We start from the raw sequence: 17,322 nt of genomic DNA on the forward strand, positions 1-17,322 counted from the left end.
CCCCATCCTCAAGGCTGTCCCGTCATCCCTGGCGGGCGCACGACGACAGCCGTGGCACCTCGCTGCGTTGCCGGAACGCCCGAATGCGCCCCGTATCGCGCGCTGATCCACCAGGTTCCTGTGTCCAGCCGGGGTAGCCGCTCAGCTTGATCCCGGGCGCCTCAGCCAAGTGATACGAGTAGTACAGGCCGGTCGTTGCCTTCAGCTCCTCGAAACGGGCCTGCAACGCGTCATGCGTGTCCCGGGAAAGGTCCCAGCTGGGGTACTCGGTCACCTGCTCCGGGTGGACCACACACGGGTCCGGATACCAGTCCTTCGGGAGGGCTTCCACCGGCTCCGGAGTCGGCAGTATGTCTTTGATGGCACCAGAGTCCCTCCAGTGCACCTGCGGGAGGGGGTAGCAGTACTCGCCGTGCGCATAAGGGCACCACAGCACCTGCAGCAGGTCGGTTCCCTCTGGGAAGGGGACTCCGGGTGCGTCGGCCTGGCGGACCTGGACGATGGGAACCATGGGCACGGCAGCCTGGAGCTCGCTCACGGTGTCGGGGTCGAAGTGCTCCTCTATGCAGACCGGCCATGGCTCTGCCACAGGCCACAGCAGTGGCCCTCCAACGGAACTGTCGTAGCAGGAAGGAGAGCCGGCGCGCGGGTGAAGGCGGACGGACTCACGGCGGAAGGGCACCAGCTCAGGGAAGAGCTTTTCCACGTCCACGGGGCGGGCAGGGGTGCGACGGATCATGCATCGGACTCTAGGGTCGGGGACTGACAGCCAACCCACCCGGCCCCGCGATCCCCCATTTCGGGCTTCCCCCGTCGCCGCGAGCAGGTGTTCAGGGCGACACGACGCACGGGCGCTCTCAAAACTCGGCAACATTTTGGCGCCTCGGGCTCAGCAGCCGCTCTCCACATCTGTCGACAAATGCTCTCCGTTGTCACCTACGTAGCCAAGGAGGCCTTGTCCTGTGGGTGCTGGCCCAAGTTCGCTGTCATTGTGGTGCTCTACGGCCTTCTGATCCGTAGGCGCGTGCAGGTCGCAGTCGATCAAGTCGCAGAAGCCATCCAATGCGCCAACGTCGCACCTTGCTTCAGGTAACCGTCCGTGACTATGCACCTGTCCGTGCTTGTTGATGTCAGCTGCTGATGTCAGCACCGCGCGTCCGCGCCGAGGACCGCATCCGCGCCGCCCGTTCCACCGGCCTGCGCAACCTGCCCTGCACGACACGCCGCAGAGCCAGATCTGGCTGGAGATCATCCAGATCGCCCTCGACCGGCTCGAAGCTCTGCCCAACCCTGGCTGACCAGCAGCATCCCATCCCTGCTACCAGCACCATCACAACCGGAGCCGTGGAACCCGGCGCCCAGCCGGCACGACAGCAGGATCATCAGCCCTGCCCGCAAGCAGAAATCTTCACTCCGAACGAGCAAAGGGATCGTCAGCAAGCTGACGATCCCTCATGCAAGATCGAGGCTAACGACACCCCTTCGACTGCGTCGGTCCCTCCTGCGTGAAAGGCCGAGCTGACCGGGGCGGGGCCCCGACGGCGAACTGTCGATCAGCGTGACGCGGGCGGGATGCTCTGCTCGTACTGGAAGACGTTGTAGGGGTCGTACTTCGCCTTGATCTCGCGCAGCCGCTCGAAGTGGCGTCTCCCCCAGTAGGCGGTCTCCCACTCCTGCATGCCGACGTTCGGCACGTTGACGTAGGCGCCGTCCACGAAGCCGCGCATCGCCTGGCTGAATTCGGCGGTCCAGGCCTGGCACGTCGAGGTGAGCGGGTCGCAGACGCCTGGTGTCGTCGAAGGAGTCCCCCAGGCTGCGCCGATCTCGCCGTAGAAGATCGCGTCGCGGTGCACGAACGCGGTGCCGCCGCGGGGCTCCTTCTTGATGGCCCCGCCGAAGGCATCGACGAAGTAGTTGCTGTCCTTCGTGGGGGCGTGTCGCATGTAGTAGCCGATGACGTCGATCGCCTTCTTCGAAAACAGCTTCTTGGCGAACTGTGAGAAGAACTTCGCGTTGGCGGGCTCCTGCGAGCGCGGGACCTGGGCTCCGGCAAAGATGGGGCCCCAGTTACCGACCTGCACCGTCACATCGGGCGTGCCGATCGACAGGATCGGGGCCAGCAACTTTTTGGCCTCTGCCGCCGTGCCCTCCGCGAGCCACGCGAACAGCAGGATCTGGGACTTGTGGATCTCGACTTCGGATCCGAGGCGGTTGTCGGCGAACGGTACCGTGCGCTGCCATGCATCGAAGATGCCGTGCAGGTCCGTTAGGCCGTCCCAGGTCGCCTGCACATAGGCGATGCGCTTGAGCGGGTGCACCTTGTAGGTGAGTTGCGTGACGATTCCGAAGTTGCCGTTTCCCGCCCCACGGAGCGCCCAGAGCAGGTCCGAGTGGTCGTTCAGGTCGGCATGGATCACCTTGGCGCAGTCGCGACCCGACGGGACGACGACCTCGGTCCCGATCAGGCTGTCGCAGGCCATGCCGAGCCAGCGGTTGAGGGGGCCGAGTCCGCCGCCGACCGTCGCACCGACCAAGCCGACGCTGCCCTCGCTTCCGGTCGTGACCGCGAGATTGCGCTTGGCGAGCGCCGTCACCCCTTCCAACTGGGTCAGGCCGGCGCCGACCGTCGCGATACGAGCGTCGGTGTCGATGTGGACCGACTTGAGCTCGCTGACGTCGATCACGATGCCGTTGTCGATGTTCGACCAGCCCTCCAGGGCGTGGCGGCCGCTGCGTACCCGCACTGCGACGTTGTGCTGCCGCGCCCAGGTGAGGGCGTTCACCACGTCCTGGGTCTTCTGGGCGAAGACGATGACCAGCGGGTAGTGAGAGAACAGCTGGTCGTAGTCGATGCGATCATCCGTGTACGAGGCGTCACCGGGGCGGACGACGCGACCGGTCAGCTTCGCCGGCGGACATCCCGACGACCCTTTAGTCGGGTCGCTCGCGGCCAGAAGGCCCGAGGTGCTCGCGGCCGCAATGTCCGGCGCGCCTGCGGCCGTAAGGCCCGGGATGACGACCGCCCCGGCGCCGGCGGCCGCTGACGCCCTGAGTAGGTAGCGGCGGGAAAAATCGCTCAAGGTTCAGATCCTCTCGATCGGACTACGCCGCTACGCGGCTGAGGGAGCCCTTACCCGCCAGCCGTCGGGCAGTCCTTTGTGGTCGACCCCCGCACGGTAACGGGGCGACCATGCGGTGTTTCCCGACACGCCAATTGAGGACGATGACGACAGCCTGAAGGAGTAACTCAGCGGGATCCCGTCATAACCGGTTTGGGATGCACCGCGTCATGCTCGAAGCTATCCCTTGGTGCGAGCGGTCAGAATACGCGGGTGCTCTCAAAGATGATGGACTCGCCGAGCTTGCTAGTCAGGTCAGCATCTGGCAATGGCCCGACGAACCGCCTTTCTGATAAGAATTTGTGGGCGTGCCCCCGTAATCACGACTCTCCGCCTGGAGAACCCAGCTGGTCACTCGCGGGACTCATCGTGCGAACGGTGTGCCGCTGTGCGCACGTGTACGCGGGTTGGTGTCGGCCGCTGATGTCAGGCCGCCCGCCTGTTTTTCCTGGCCACCACGCCAGCAAGGCCAAGTGGCTGCTGATCAACAAAGGCACGGGGACGGCGGAAAATGTGCGCCTATCAAATGACGTCCCAGCCCTCATTGGGGATTGGCCCGACGCTCTGGAGCTTCCTCCCGGCGAGGCTCACGACTTTAGGATGGCTGGCGCGATGGGTGCACCCATCCCTTCGATCATCAGAGTTATGTGGGAGGGACAAGCCGACCCGGTGCCGCTGCTTGTGCCGCCCCGGGTCGGGTAGAGCGGCTACGGCTCGCGTGTCGACCCGCCACCGGATGCACCGCCGCGCCCCATCCTCTGCATCAGCGGAACGACAGCGGCGACGACGCCGCAGCCGTTCCTATAGGTGCCGCAAGGCCGGGAAACGCCAGCACCAAGGCCACTACGACAAGTCCGATTACAGAGACGCCAGCCACGACGAGCCCCCGCCGACGAATCAGTCTGGTGCGCGAAGGGGTCCCCGCTTCGTCGGTGAGAACGACGGGAGGGCGCAGCCTTTCGGCGTTCGTGGGTACCGTCATAGGAGGACCTTTCTCAAGCTAGGGACAAGGTCGGGGCGGCTCCCGTGCCAGCGGGGGCCGCCTTTTTGCGGTCACGCCATCCCTCAGCGGCAATAGTGACAGTGAGTCAGCCAGTCGCCAATCTGGTTATCCACAGGCCTTGTGGATAACTATCCCATTACTGTGTGTAAGTCTGGATTGCCTGTGTACCACCCAGTGGACAGCGCGGTGGACAAAGCGCAGGAACATTCCACAACATGCCGCCTGAGCTGGGCCTTTAGTTGGCCCACGCTGTGGATCGGGGAAAGTTTTCCGATGCCGCACAAGATCATGGCAATAAAATCGGAGGATTTGATTCCGGCTCTTCTCTATCCGCGTAGACCCCATTCAAAAAAGGGGCGAATTCTAGTGGCCACCTCTGACACTCTCGGTTGGAGAGACTCGACCCGATAGAGACGTTGACGCCGGAAGCCCCCAGGGTGACCCTGGGGGCTTGTGAGCCGTGTGCACTCGGCAGGATTCGAAAGTCAGGGATTGGCCTCAGGGGTGGACTCCTCAGTGAGACGGCTGAGGCGGGATCGACACTGACCTCTCTTTGGGGGTGCGCCCCACGGCAAGTGGGAAGTCAGGCAGGCTCAGCGTGGTAGTCGGCCGTTGAGCGAGCCACCCTGAGAGCCGATGTGACGGGCTCTCAGTCCTCGCGTGCCTGAACCCCAGCCGCTCGTAGTAGGAGTGAAGGCCCTCGTTGGTCCGCCAGGTGTCTATGCGTACCCAATCGCGACCTTCCATGGCGGCCAGTCTTGATGCCCAGTCCACGAGGCGCGCCCCTAGGTGCCGCCCGGCGGCTTGGCGGGCGACGATGAGCTTGTAGAGGTGGAAGGCAGTTTCGGGACGGTCCTCATCTGTCCAGAAGTCCCGATCCACGGGGCCTCTACTCACGGTGCCCAGGACCTTGCCCGAGTCGACGACGACCCAGGCACGCCCCTCATCGATCGACGCTCGCCACTTGGCGATTGCTTTGGCCCCGGTCCCGGGATCGCTCCATTGGTCGGTGCCCTTTGAGCTGAGCCATTCCTCGACTTCCGTCCGGAGAGCCATGAGGCAGGCACGTCCTCCGCCCGTGCCGGGCGGAGGTACTCAGTCTGTGTCGACTTCATAGAGGATCTTGTGCCTGTCTCCGGGGAGGATGGTGACCATGCAGCGCAGAGGATTTCCGTCTGCGTCGTAGCCCGTTCGCGTGTGCTCCGCTACCGGAGTCGCCGCAGGTAGCGCCAGTAGTTCGGCCTCGTGCCGTGTCGGCATGCGCACCGCGATCTCATCCCGGTACTTGGTCTGGATGAGCCCAACGGATGCGAGCACGCCACCCGGTGCTGCCACATCGCGCGGCTCCATGAGGAGCGTCCCGGCGACGAGTTGCTGGGGGAAGCAGGAGTCGGCGAGCGCGTAGGGGCGGTTGTCTATGTACCGAATGCGCTTCCGTGCCACGGCGAGACCGTCGTCGGGCAGCGCAAGTGCGTCACGCACGTGCGCGGGCGGCTCGACGATGGACACGGTGATCTCCTGTCGAGGGGATTGCCCATCTTCCGTGATGGCGCTCGACCACTGGTCACCGGCGGCCCGCTGGTCCTGATGCTGCGCTCACACGAAGAGGCTCAGGCCCGGGAGCGCCAGTCCGCCGGGAATCTGTGGACCCAATCGGACTACGTCTTCACCAAGCTCACAGGTGGGCCGTTGAGCCCGAACACGGACTACCACGACTGGAAACGACTCCTGGAAGATGCGGCGGTCCGGGACGGCAGACTGCATGACGCTCGTCACACAGCCGGAACGGTCCTCATGCTGCTGGGCATACCGGACCGGGTCATCGACCAGATCATGGGATGGGAACCGGGCGGGGCCGCCCGCATGCGGGCGCGGTACCTCCACGTCCCCGACCACCTGCTGAAGGAAGTGGCCCGAAAGATCGGCGCCGCGATCTGGGGAACCCCGGAAGCAGCACTTGTGGACAAAGAGCAGGACAACGAGGGCTGAGACAACGTCGAAGGGCCCCACCGCAAGCGGTGGGGCCCTTCGACGTATTGCCCGGTGAGAGCAATGGCGGAGGATACGAGATTCGAACTCGTGAGGGGTTGCCCCCAACACGCTTTCCAAGCGTGCGCCCTAGGCCACTAGGCGAATCCTCCGCGGCAAACAATACAAGACGTTGAAGGGTGCTCGCGAACACGTTCCCCGGCGAGGGGTCCGGAGGGGGAACGGGTGGACGTGATCCGGTAGGGATCGGCTAAGGTGGGGACCAGCCCCTCACGTGGCGCTATCTGACTGAACTCCCCCAGGGCCGGAAGGCAGCAAGGGTAGGTCGGCTCTGGCGGGTGCGTGGGGGGCCCTTGCGTTTCCGGGGGCCCTGCGGCTTTCCGGTGTGTTCCGTGACGCGGGGCGGTCGGCCCCCGGTGGTGTGCCCGGGCCGGGCCCGGTTGTCGGTCCGCCCCGATAACCTCGTATGTGTGTCGTCCCTTGCGCTGTACCGCCGCTACCGCCCCGAGTCGTTCGCCGAGGTCATCGGGCAGGAGCATGTCACTGACCCGCTGCAGCAGGCCCTGCGGAACAACCGGGTCAATCACGCGTACCTGTTCAGTGGTCCGCGCGGCTGCGGGAAGACGACCAGTGCGCGCATCCTCGCCCGCTGCCTGAACTGCGAGCAGGGGCCCACACCGACTCCTTGCGGGGAGTGCCAGTCCTGCCGGGACCTCGCGCGCAACGGGCCGGGATCGATCGATGTCATCGAGATCGACGCCGCATCGCACGGTGGCGTGGACGACGCCCGTGATCTGCGGGAGAAGGCGTTCTTCGGACCCGCGTCGAGTCGTTACAAGATCTACATCATCGACGAGGCGCACATGGTCACGTCGGCGGGGTTCAACGCCCTGCTGAAGGTGGTCGAGGAGCCGCCGGAGCACCTCAAGTTCATCTTTGCGACCACCGAGCCCGAGAAGGTCATCGGCACGATCCGGTCGCGTACGCACCACTACCCGTTCCGCCTCGTGCCGCCGGGGACGCTGCGCGAATATCTCGCCGAGGTCTGCGGCAAGGAGAACAGCTACGTCGAGGACGGCGTGCTGCCGCTGGTCGTGCGGGCCGGTGCCGGATCCGTGCGTGACTCGATGTCCGTGATGGACCAGCTGCTGGCGGGAGCGGGCGACGACGGTGTGACATACGCCATGGCGACCTCGCTCCTCGGCTACACGGACGGGTCGCTGCTCGACTCCGTCGTGGACGCGTTCGCGGCGGGCGACGGGGCAGCGGCGTTCGAGGTCGTGGACCGCGTGATCGAGGGTGGCAACGACCCGCGGCGCTTCGTCGCCGACCTGCTGGAGCGGCTGCGCGACCTGGTGATCCTGGCCGCCGTGCCGGACGCCGGGGAGAAGGGCCTCATCGACGCGCCCGCCGACGTGGTCGAGCGGATGCAGGCCCAGGCGTCCGTCTTCGGCGCCGCCGAGCTGAGCCGCGCCGCCGACCTGGTCAACGAAGGGCTCACGGAGATGCGCGGGGCGACCTCGCCGCGCCTCCAGGTCGAGCTGATCTGCGCCCGGGTGCTGCTGCCCGCGGCCTTCGACGACGAGCGTTCGCTGCAGGCCCGGCTGGACCGGCTGGAGCGCGGCGCCTCCTTCGCGGCCGCCGGGACCGGCCCCGCCCTGGGGTACGTACCGGGGCCGGAGGCACAGGCGCATGCGCCCGTGGCCGCGGCGCCGCCGGGGGGCGGGGTCGCTGCGGCGCGCGCCGCCGTACGCGCAGATGTCGCCGAGGCTGTGCCGGCCGGTGCTCCCGTCGCACCCCCTGCCGTGTCCGCGCCGCCTGCGCAGTACGCCGCGCCCGCTGCTGCCGCCCCCGCCGCCCCTGCTCCGCAGCCTCCCGCCGAGGCCCCCGCCGGCGGGCAGCGTCCCGGGGCATGGCCCGCCGCGGCCGCGCCGGAGTCCGGGCGCCGTCCCGGTGGCTGGCCGACCGCCTCCGCTCCGGGGCAGGCACCGGCCCCCGTCACCCCTGCCGCTGCCCCCACCCCTGCCCCTGCCCCGGTTCCCGCGGCCTCCGTTCCCGGTGCGGCCCAGCCCGGTCCGGGCATGGCACAGGGCGCGGCCCAGGTGCGGAACATGTGGCCGGACATCCTGGAGGCCGTGAAGAACCGGCGCCGGTTCACCTGGATCCTGCTCAGTCAGAACGCGCAGGTCACCGGATTCGACGGCACCACCCTGCAGATCGGCTTCCTCAACGCCGGCGCCCGCGACAACTTCGCGAGCAGCGGCAGCGAGGACGTGCTCATGCAGGCCCTCGCCGAGCAGTTCAACATGCAGTGGAAGATCGAGGCGATCGTCGACCCGTCGGGCGGCGCGGGACAGCCCCCGCAGACCGGCGGCGGCCGTCCGTCCGCCCCGCCCGTGCAGCAGCGCCCGGCCGCACCCGCCCCGCAGCAGCACGAGTCCCGGCCCGCACCGGCCCCGTACCAGCAGCCGGACGCCGCCCCTGCCGCGGCATCCGCCCCGCAGTCGCACGCCGCCCCCGAGCCGCCGCGTTCGGTCGCCCCGGAGGACGACACCCCGGAGGCGGATGACCCGGATCTGGTCGACTCGGCGCTCTCCGGCCATGACCTGATCGTCCGGGAGCTGGGCGCCACGGTCGTCGAGGAGTTCACCAACGAGTAGCGCGGGCGGACAGCCCGCGGCACGCCCCGCAGGCTGTCCGCGGAGCGGCTTCCGTCAAGGCCGCCGCGCTCCGGCGGCTAGGCTGCACCCCGTGAAGGTCCTCGTCATCGGCGGCGGCGCCCGCGAACACGCCCTGTGCCGCTCTCTCTCCCTCGACCCCGACGTCACCGCTCTGTACTGCGCGCCCGGCAATGCCGGCATCGCAGAGGTGGCCGAACTGCACCCGGTCGACGCACTCGACGGCGACGCCGTCGCGCGCCTCGCCACCGAACTGGGCGCCGAACTGGTGGTCGTCGGCCCCGAGGCTCCGCTCGTCGCCGGGGTCGCGGACGCCGTGCGCGCAGCCGGCATCCCCTGCTTCGGCCCCTCCGGTGAGGCGGCCCAGCTGGAGGGCTCCAAGGCGTTCGCCAAGGACGTGATGGCCGGCGCCGGTGTCCCCACCGCCCGCAGCTACGTCTGCACCACCCCCGCCGAGATCGACTCCGCCCTCGATGCCTTCGGTGCCCCGTACGTCGTCAAGGACGACGGCCTCGCCGCCGGCAAGGGCGTCGTCGTCACGGACGACGTCGCGACCGCCCGTGCCCACGCACTGGCCTGCGAACGTGTGGTCATCGAGGAGTTCCTCGACGGCCCCGAGGTGAGCCTCTTCGCGATCACGGACGGCACCACCGTGCTGCCGCTCCAGCCCGCCCAGGACTTCAAGCGCGCCCTCGACGACGACGAGGGCCCGAACACCGGCGGCATGGGCGCGTACTCCCCGCTCCCGTGGGCCGACGCCAAGCTGGTCGACGAGGTCATGGAGACGGTCCTCCAGCCGACCGTCGACGAACTCCGCCGCCGCGGCACCCCGTTCTCCGGGCTGCTGTACGCGGGTCTCGCGATCACCTCGCGCGGCGTCCGCGTCATCGAGTTCAACGCCCGCTTCGGCGACCCGGAGACCCAGGTGGTCCTGGCCCGGCTGAAGACCCCGCTGGCGGGTGTCCTGCTGGGCTCCGCCAACGGGACCCTCGACGAGCTCTCCCCGCTCAAGTGGCGCGACGACGCCGCGGTCACCGTGGTCATCGCCTCGCACAACTACCCGGACACGCCGCGGACGGGTGACCCGATCGAGGGCCTCGACGACGTGGCGGCGCAGGACGCCCCGCATGCGTACGTCCTGCACGCCGGGACCAGGCGCGAAGGCGACACGATCGTCAGCGCGGGCGGCCGTGTGCTGTCCGTGACCGCGACCGGCAAGGACCTCGCCGACGCCCGTGAGCGCGCCTACACGGCGGCCGCCCGGATCCGGCTGGACGGCTCGCAGCTGCGTACGGACATCGCCCGTAAGGCCGCCGGAGCCTGACCGGAGGCCGGGAGACACTCGCGTCCGGCCGACTCCACACATCGCGCCCCCTCAGGTCCCTGGCCGGAGGGGGCGTGGCCATGCCGCCCGGGCCCCGGCCGGAGCCGATGAGCGGATGTCGCCCGGCCCCCGGCCGACCACCGCGACCCCCCTCGACCGGCTGCCGCCCGACCGGCCCCGCCCGCCGCCGGCGACGGCTCCGGCCGGCCCGCCCGAGCCCCTTTGCCGCATGGACACCGGCACGTCAGCACCTTTGCCCAAAGCCATTCCATCGAGTGACGGCTAGGCCATCCGGATGACGTCCGTCGAGGCCCCAACTAGGGTGCGGCGCAAGCGTTCCGGCACTTGGCCCACCGGCATTGCGATGTCAGTGACGGGTGCCACAGTGGGGGAGTGAGCAATACCGCCGCGGGGGCAGAGGGGGTGACGTCCGGCTGTGTCCGGTACCGGTACTGGTGAGGAGCTGGGTGCGCAGGATGCGCGCACCCGGGCTCTCGCCCTGCTGCGCATCCGCAGCTGGGCCACAGCCGCAGCCCTGCTGCCGGCGGCGGTTGCCGTCGTGCTGCTCGTCGCGGCCGCGCAGGGCCGTATCGGCGGCAGCGGCTGGGACACCGCGCGCTGGGTCGTGACGGCATGCGCGGTGATCGTGCTGCTGGGCGCTGCTGCGGTCTCGGTCGCGATCGTACGAGCGCGGCCGGCGATCAGCCCGACCGTCCCGCTCACGGAGCAGGCCGCCCCCGATCTCTACCGGCTGGTCCGGGACCTCGCCGACCGGCTCGGCGTGCCCGCACCGTCGGCCATAGCCCTCACGCCCGACTGCGACAGCTGGCTGGAGGACCGCACCCATCCCTCCGCGCAGCCTGCCGGGAACGCCGCGGGCCCCCGGCGGAGCGCCGCCTCCGGCGGGCGTCGGCACCGGGTGCAGGCGGCGCCTGTGCTGGTCATCGGCTCGCCGTTCCTGTGGTGGATGCGGGTCGCAGAGCTACGGGCGGTGCTCGCCCCGGTCGTCGCGGGCACGGGCCCTTCCGCCCACCCCGACATAGCTGCCGCCCGCCGTTTCGTACGGGGGCTGGACGGCGCGGTCGCCGACGCGGCCGCCCCCGCCCCGGGACCGCTCGCGAAGGTGCGCAGGCTGCCGCGCGCCTTCGTCGGCTGGATCGCCCGGCTGCTGCTGCGCAGCTGTCGCGGCCATGCTGCGGCGATGGAGCGGGGCGTTGCCGCCGCCGCGTCCGAGCGTGCACAGGCTGTGGATTACGGGCTGCGGATCGCGGCCCAGGAGCAGGTCGGCCTCGCGTATGCGGGCTGGGACCGGCTGCTCACCCGGGTCGCGCTGCCCGCCTGGCGGATGGGCCGCTGGCCGTCCCGGCTCGACGCGGGAGTCGTCTCCGCGCTCACGGAGCTGTCCCGGCGCGACCGGCTCGCCGAGGGCTTCGCGTCGCGGCTCGGCGAGCGCCCCGCCTGCGACCTCCTGGAGGAGCCCGGCGCGGCCGACGAGGCGGCCTCGCTGCTGGCTGCCCGGCTCTTCCACGGCGGCCCCGCGGAGGCCGGGCCGGACTGGTCCCCGGTCGACTGGCAGCAGTACCCGGAAGAGGTCGTCGACCGGAAGTGGCGCACCGAAGCGGCCCGTCTGCTGCGTGTCCTGGACGCAATGGGCGTACCGCCGGCGCCGGCGGCCGAAGGATCGAGCGAAGCTTCCGTGAGGGCCACGGAAGCCGGGTCGGTCGGGGCAGCCAAGGCGCGCAGCGCCGATTCCGTCGGTGTCGCCGTGCCCACGCTCGCCCGGATCGTGGAGCATCTGGCGGGCCCGGGCGGTCGGGGCGAGGAGCTCGCGGCCGGGATCAGCGCCGCGGTGGCCCGCGAGGAGGCCGCAGCCCCGCAGCACCTCCCCACCGGTTCACCCGCCGGTGCCGCCGGAGGCGATGACGTGCTCGACTTCTGGGGCCCCGCCCCCCTGCCGCTCTTCCCGCTCCAGCCGCCGCGTACGGGCACGGAGCTGCTCGCCGACCACGTCGCGGCGATGGTCTGCTGCGCCGCCGTGGACACGGCAGGCGCGACGCCCGGCCTCGACTGGCTCGACGGTCCTGCCCTCCTGGTCGACGGCGAGCGCCGGGCGGACCTGGGCAGTCCGGTCCTCAGCCTGGTCGAGGACGGGGACGCCGGACCGCTCCGATCCTGGCTCGCCTCCGTCGGCGTCCGTACCGACAAACCCGTCCGTCTCGTGTGACACAGGGGCCCACCCCGGCACCACCAACATCCGGAAGGGTGGGTTCCGTTCACGCCAATTCACGACGAACGGTGACGGAGTGCATGCGTTATGTGATGTGCTGGGGATCGGCGCTGACAGCCCCGGCACCGCAGGCTGACACGCGGCGCCTGTACATGGCACACCACAGTCGGCACACCACAGTTGTCTCGGGGGACTCGAGGGAGGTAGCGATATGGGGGCGGAGCAGATTCGCCGGTGGGAATCGGGTGCCCTCGCGCACGCCGTCTCCGACCCCTTCGGCCAGGGGCCGCTGCCCTGGCTGCGCGGCAGTGAGAACTACTTCGACGACACCGGCCAGGTAGTCCCCTGGTACGCCGATCTCGCCCTGGCCCGCGGCACCGGCGGCGGCACCCGTACCGCCGACGACGTGCACCGCCAGATCAAGGGCTTCATCTCGACCGGCGCCGCGGCACCCGGCGAGGCGATCGACTTCCACATCACCGTCGACCCGCCCCAGCAGTTCTCCGTGGACATCTACCGGATCGGTCACTACGGGGGCGACGGCGCCGCCAAGATCACCACCAGCCCACGGCTCTCCGGCATCGTCCAGCCGCCCCCGCTCGCGGCCGACCGCACCGTCTCCTGCCACCACTGGTGGCTGTCCTGGCGGCTGCAGATCCCTGCCTACTGGTCGATCGGCGCCTATGTCGCCGTCCTCACCACGGCCGACGGATACCGCTCCCACATCCCGTTCACGGTCCGCGACGACCACCCGGCCGATCTGCTGCTCGTCCTGCCGGACATCACCTGGCAGGCGTACAACCTCTACCCCGAGGACGGCCGCAGCGGCGCGAGCCTCTACCACGCCTGGGACGAGCAGGGCCGGCTCCTGGGCGAGGAGGACGCCGCGGTCACCGTCTCCTTCGACCGCCCGTACGCAGGCGCCGGCCTGCCGCTCCACGTCGGCCACGCCTACGACTTCATCCGCTGGGCCGAGCGGTACGGCTACGACATCGCGTACGCCGACACCCGCGATCTGCACGCCGGCCGGATCGACCCCGGACGCTACCGGGGGCTGGTCTTCCCGGGCCACGACGAGTACTGGTCCGTGCCGATGCGCCGCACCGCGGAGGCCGCCCGGGACGGCGGAACCTCGCTCGTCTTCCTCTCCGCCAACACCATGTACTGGCAGGTCAGCCTCTCCCCGTCGCCGTCCGGAGTGCCGGACCGGCTGCTCACCTGCCGCAAGCGGCGCGGCCCGGGGAAGCCCGCGCTCTGGCGCGAGGTCGACAGGGCCGAGCAGCAGCTCCTCGGCATCCAGTACGCGGGCCGGGTTCCCGACCCGCACCCCCTGGTCGTGCGGAACGCGCAGCACTGGCTCTGGGACGCGACCGGGGCCGGCGAGGGCGACGAGATCGACGGTCTGGTGGCGGGCGAGGCCGACCGCTACTTCCCGCGGACCACGCTCCCCGAGCACGAGAACCGCATCCTGCTCGCCCACTCCCCGTACCAGGACAGCGAAGGCGTGACACGCCACCAGGAGACGTCCCTCTACCGGGCCCCCTCGGGCGCCCTCGTCTTCGCCTCCGGCACGTTCGCCTGGTCCCCGGCGCTGGACCGTCCCGGCCATGTGGACACCCGCATCCAGCGGGCCACCGCCAATCTCCTCGACCGCATCTGCAAACGCGCCTGACGGACATCGGCACACGTGCCCGAACGGCATCCCTGCATGCGCCCGAACGGCGCGATGCGGCCGTCGCACGCCGCCCCGCTCCACCCCCGCTCCACCTCACCCACCCGGATACGGGACAATCGGAACGACTCCTGGATCAACCTACGCGGAGGCAGCGTGTCCGGATTTGTAGAAAAGCCCGAACCTGTGGTGGTCCCCGGACTCACCCACCTCCACACCGGCAAGGTGCGCGACCTGTACCGGAACGAGGCGGGCGACCTCGTGATGGTCGCCAGTGACCGCATGTCCGCGTACGACTGGGTCCTGCCCACCGAGATCCCCGACAAGGGCCGCGTCCTCACCCGGCTCTCGCTGTGGTGGTTCGACCAGCTCGCCGATCTCGTCCCGAACCACGTCCTGTCCACGGAACTCCCCGCCGGAGCCCCGGAGGACTGGGCCGGCCGGACGCTGATCTGCAGGTCGCTGCAGATGGTCCCGGTCGAGTGCGTCGCCCGTGGCTATCTGACCGGCTCGGGCCTCGCCGAGTACAACGCGTCCCGTACGGTCTGCGGCCTCGCCCTTCCCGAGGGACTCGTCGACGGCTCCGAACTCCCGGCACCGATCTTCACCCCCGCCACCAAGGCGGCCGTCGGCGACCACGACGAGAACGTGTCGTACGAGGAAGTGGCCCGTGAGGTCGGCGCGGAGACCGCCGCCCAGCTGCGCCGGACGACGCTGGACGTCTACGGCCGCGCCCGGGACATCGCCCGTGAGCGCGGCATCATCCTCGCGGACACGAAGTTCGAGTTCGGCTTCGACGGTGACGAGCTGATCATCGCGGACGAGGTGCTGACTCCGGACTCGTCCCGCTTCTGGCCGGCCGCCGCCTGGGAGCCGGGCAGGGCCCAGCCCTCGTACGACAAGCAGTTCGTGCGCGACTGGCTGACCTCGCCGGCCTCCGGCTGGGACCGCACGAGCGAACAGCCGCCCCCGGCACTGCCGCAGGAGATCGTCGAGGCGACCCGGTCGAAGTACCTGGAGGCGTACGAACTCCTCACCGGCACCACCTGGCAGTAGGACACGAAGAAGGCCCCGGTCACGAGGACCGGGGCCTTCTTGCGTGGAGCGAACGACGAGGTTCGAACTCGCGACCTCAACCTTGGCAAGGTTGCGCTCTACCAGCTGAGCTACGTTCGCATGCGCCGAAGCGCGAGACCAACTATACCCACCCTCACTGCCGTGGGAGACGCACCGCCGCATGTCGGTTCTCCGCGCCGAGCTTCGAGGCGGCCGCGGAGAGGTGGTTCCGCACGGTTCCCTGTGGCAGTGACGCCCGCTCCGCGGCCTCCGCCACGGGCGCCCCGTCCGCCGCCGGTTCCGGTACCTCGGCCTCGCGCACGATCAGCGGCGGGCCCCCGGAGGAGATCGCGCCGGCGGCCAACTCCGGGTCCACATACCGGTTTCCGGCGTGCACGGTACGGATGATGCCGGCCGGCCGTCGGGCGCCGACCGTCTTCGGTGCGAACGCCCGCACGCCCGCCTCGAGCGCCCGCTTCAGATGTCCGGGGCGGCCGTGACCGCTCACGATCATGATCCGGCAGCCGGGCAGTCCGACCCGCCGCGATGTGGCCACGCTCACACCGTCTGCGCCCGGCATCCGCCGATCGAGCACCGCCGCATCGGGGCAGTGAGCCCGCGCCATGGCGAGCGCCTCCGGGCCGGTCGCCGCCTCCGCCGCCACCACGAGGTCGTCCTCCAGCGCGAGCAGCGCGGCGAGCGCACCGCGGACCGGATGCTCGTCGTCGGCGAGCAGTACGCGTGTCGCGGTCACCGCCGCCCCCGGAATTGCCGGAGGGAGATCCCGCGAGCCGGAGGGATCTGAACGGGGACCGCGCCGCAGGAGCTGCGCGTCCGACTCCCGGGCTCGGCGTGACGGTTCGCTCAGCGTCTCCTGCAGCCGGTGCGGATCTCGATCCGCCGGCCGTCGGACGCGGACCGAAGCTGCAGCGGCAGCCGCCGCGCGGTGCCCCCGTCGGGCAGTTCGAACCGGATCCGGGCCGCCGTCACCTCCGCGGGCGTGCCCGCCACCACGATCCGGCCCCGGTGCATGATCGCCGGCCGGCCGGCGAGCGATTCCGCCTCTTCCAGGTGGTGCGTGGTGAGGGCCGGCTGTCACCACTGCTCGGGACAAGCGTCATGGGCGGTTATGGAATGGGCACCGGAAATACGACGAAGGCCCTGGTCGATATCGACCAGGGCCTTCAGACGATCAAGAGCGGACGACGAGATTCGAACTCGCGACCCTCACCTTGGCAAGGTGATGCTCTACCAACTGAGCCACGTCCGCATTGCTGCCGCTCGGCTTTCACCGGGCGGTGCGAGCACCACTCTACCTGATCCACCGGAGTGGTCTGAAAGAGCGATGCAGAGCGGGTGACAGGAATTGCACACTGCGCCTTCCCCCTGGAAGGGGGATGTTCTGCTACTGAACTACACCCGCACGCTGCGTGAGGTTCGGCCTTCCGGCCTTGCCCCTCGGCGTGCTCCAGACTCTAGCCGAACTGATGGGGTGTCGCGCAAGTCGGTACCCGCGGGGTGTCGTCGCAGGTGCGCTCGGGTGACGTCCCCTCGCACCTCGCGGGTCGCTTCCCCGGCTGTCCCTCAACTCGCTTCACGGAACGCCTCGTAGACCTTCTTGGGGATCCGGCCGCGAGCCGGTACCTCCATCTGGTGCGACCGGGCCCAGGCGCGCACGGCCGCCGGGTCGGGTGCGAGCGAGGTGTGCCGGTACGACACGGGGGGCCTGCCGTGCTTGCCGGTTTTTGTCTGCTTACGGCCTGCCGCCATGTACGGGGCCAGGACCTTGCGCAGTTTCTTTGCATTGGACGGATTCAGGTCGATCTCGTACGACTTCCCGTCCAGGGCGAAGGTAACCGTTTCCGCCGCTGCTCCCCCGTCGATGTCGTCGGAGAGTGTGACCACTACGCGCTGAGCCACGGATATTGGTCCTTTCCTACGGCATCCGCGCGACTGACATGGGCTGATGTCGGCCTTCTGGCTGTCAGGCGGATGCAGGTCGACCGGTGTCGACCGTTTAGGGGCAATGTTGCTTTCCCTGCTAATCATTTGTACAGCGGTGGACGCCGCATTGTGAAGCCCGGCCAATTACCTCCGCGTGTCCGCCTTCTCCGTGTGATCCTGTGAGGATTTTTTTCGCGGGACATTCCCTGCGTGTTGGCCCGCCCGATATCCCGGTGTGATCATGGCCGGCGATATCTACCCGCGTAGAATTTCTGGCCAGGTAGGCTGAGGTCACCTGCGGGGGTCTGGG

Annotated in this window: 12 protein-coding genes, 4 tRNA genes, 1 other RNA gene and 2 pseudogenes; 8 read left to right on the forward strand and 11 right to left on the reverse strand. The window is 69.4% G+C overall.

Annotated elements, in window-relative coordinates:
- Positions 1-22: 22 nt before the first annotated feature.
- Positions 23-538, reverse strand: coding sequence for a hypothetical protein (locus tag OG878_RS20900; protein ID WP_328888195.1), 516 nt, complete (start codon positions 536-538; stop codon positions 23-25).
- 589 nt (positions 539-1,127) lie between these two features.
- Here OG878_RS20900 and OG878_RS20905 point away from each other — a divergent pair.
- Positions 1,128-1,298, forward strand: coding sequence for a hypothetical protein (locus OG878_RS20905; protein WP_266491527.1), 171 nt, complete (start codon positions 1,128-1,130; stop codon positions 1,296-1,298).
- A gap of 255 nt (positions 1,299-1,553) precedes the next feature.
- On the opposite strand, the gene OG878_RS20910 is transcribed toward OG878_RS20905, so the two are convergent.
- The 3 genes from OG878_RS20910 to OG878_RS20920 all read right to left on the reverse strand — a co-directional run bounded on the left by OG878_RS20910 (position 1,554) and on the right by OG878_RS20920 (position 5,631).
- Entirely contained in the window at positions 1,554-3,080 is a 1,527-nt protein-coding gene (locus OG878_RS20910) for an FAD-binding oxidoreductase (RefSeq protein ID WP_328888196.1), read from the reverse strand.
- Between the two features lie 1,555 nt (positions 3,081-4,635).
- On the reverse strand, positions 4,636-5,178 hold the full coding sequence (locus OG878_RS20915) for a GNAT family N-acetyltransferase (RefSeq protein ID WP_328888197.1): 543 nt from the start codon (positions 5,176-5,178) through the stop codon (positions 4,636-4,638).
- A gap of 39 nt (positions 5,179-5,217) precedes the next feature.
- On the reverse strand, positions 5,218-5,631 hold the full coding sequence (locus tag OG878_RS20920; RefSeq protein WP_328888198.1) for a UTRA domain-containing protein: 414 nt from the start codon (positions 5,629-5,631) through the stop codon (positions 5,218-5,220).
- A gap of 60 nt (positions 5,632-5,691) precedes the next feature.
- On the opposite strand from OG878_RS20920, the pseudogene OG878_RS20925 reads away from it, so the two are divergent.
- Positions 5,692-6,111 (forward strand): annotated as a pseudogene (locus tag OG878_RS20925) (tyrosine-type recombinase/integrase); the annotation flags it as partial.
- Between the two features lie 64 nt (positions 6,112-6,175).
- On the opposite strand, the gene OG878_RS20930 reads toward OG878_RS20925, so the two are convergent.
- Positions 6,176-6,263 (reverse strand) — tRNA-Ser (locus tag OG878_RS20930).
- A 110-nt stretch (positions 6,264-6,373) separates the two neighbouring features.
- Between OG878_RS20930 and ffs the strand changes: the two genes are divergently transcribed.
- The 6 genes from ffs (at position 6,374) to OG878_RS20960 (ending at position 15,068) form a co-directional block, all read left to right on the forward strand.
- Positions 6,374-6,468, forward strand: an RNA gene (ffs, locus tag OG878_RS20935) — signal recognition particle sRNA small type.
- Positions 6,469-6,581: 113 nt separating this feature from the next.
- A complete protein-coding gene (locus OG878_RS20940) occupies positions 6,582-8,771 on the forward strand; it encodes a DNA polymerase III subunit gamma and tau (protein WP_328888199.1) in 2,190 nt (729 codons plus the stop codon).
- A 91-nt stretch (positions 8,772-8,862) separates the two neighbouring features.
- Positions 8,863-10,113, forward strand: a complete 1,251-nt coding sequence (gene purD, locus OG878_RS20945; protein WP_328888200.1) for a phosphoribosylamine--glycine ligase — start codon at positions 8,863-8,865, stop codon at positions 10,111-10,113.
- Between the two features lie 436 nt (positions 10,114-10,549).
- Positions 10,550-12,337: a hypothetical protein gene (locus OG878_RS20950; RefSeq protein ID WP_328888201.1), complete on the forward strand. Its 1,788-nt coding sequence runs from the start codon at positions 10,550-10,552 to the stop codon at positions 12,335-12,337.
- Between the two features lie 214 nt (positions 12,338-12,551).
- Positions 12,552-14,012, forward strand: coding sequence for a N,N-dimethylformamidase beta subunit family domain-containing protein (locus OG878_RS20955; RefSeq protein ID WP_328888202.1), 1,461 nt, complete (start codon positions 12,552-12,554; stop codon positions 14,010-14,012).
- Between the two features lie 156 nt (positions 14,013-14,168).
- Positions 14,169-15,068: a phosphoribosylaminoimidazolesuccinocarboxamide synthase gene (locus OG878_RS20960; RefSeq protein WP_328888203.1), complete on the forward strand. Its 900-nt coding sequence runs from the start codon at positions 14,169-14,171 to the stop codon at positions 15,066-15,068.
- Positions 15,069-15,112: 44 nt separating this feature from the next.
- Here the strand turns inward: OG878_RS20960 and OG878_RS20965 are convergent.
- From OG878_RS20965 to OG878_RS20990, 6 genes and pseudogenes are all read right to left on the reverse strand, one after another.
- Positions 15,113-15,188 (reverse strand) — tRNA-Gly (locus OG878_RS20965).
- 34 nt (positions 15,189-15,222) lie between these two features.
- A complete protein-coding gene (locus OG878_RS20970) occupies positions 15,223-15,822 on the reverse strand; it encodes a response regulator transcription factor (RefSeq protein WP_328888204.1) in 600 nt (199 codons plus the stop codon).
- A 69-nt stretch (positions 15,823-15,891) separates the two neighbouring features.
- Positions 15,892-16,154 (reverse strand): annotated as a pseudogene (locus OG878_RS20975) (ABC transporter ATP-binding protein); the annotation flags it as partial.
- Between the two features lie 111 nt (positions 16,155-16,265).
- Positions 16,266-16,338, reverse strand: a tRNA-Gly gene (locus OG878_RS20980).
- Positions 16,339-16,419: 81 nt separating this feature from the next.
- Positions 16,420-16,491, reverse strand: a tRNA-Gly gene (locus OG878_RS20985).
- Positions 16,492-16,652: 161 nt separating this feature from the next.
- Complete coding sequence (locus OG878_RS20990) at positions 16,653-16,988, reverse strand: histone-like nucleoid-structuring protein Lsr2 (RefSeq protein ID WP_328888205.1); 336 nt, start codon at positions 16,986-16,988, stop codon at positions 16,653-16,655.
- Positions 16,989-17,322 lie beyond the last annotated feature (334 nt).

Origin of the sequence: Streptomyces sp. NBC_00316, assembly GCF_036158715.1 — a bacterium.
Classification (GTDB): Bacteria; Actinomycetota; Actinomycetes; order Streptomycetales; family Streptomycetaceae; genus Streptomyces.

Excerpts from the sequence above, each read along its gene's own strand:
- OG878_RS20905 (WP_266491527.1), top strand. The coding sequence starts at position 1,128 with ATGTCAGCTGCTGATGTCAGCACCGCGCGTCCGCGCCGAGGACCGCAT.
- OG878_RS20915 (WP_328888197.1), bottom strand. The coding sequence starts at position 5,178 with ATGGCTCTCCGGACGGAAGTCGAGGAATGGCTCAGCTCAAAGGGCACC.
- OG878_RS20955 (WP_328888202.1), top strand. The coding sequence starts at position 12,552 with ATGGGGGCGGAGCAGATTCGCCGGTGGGAATCGGGTGCCCTCGCGCAC.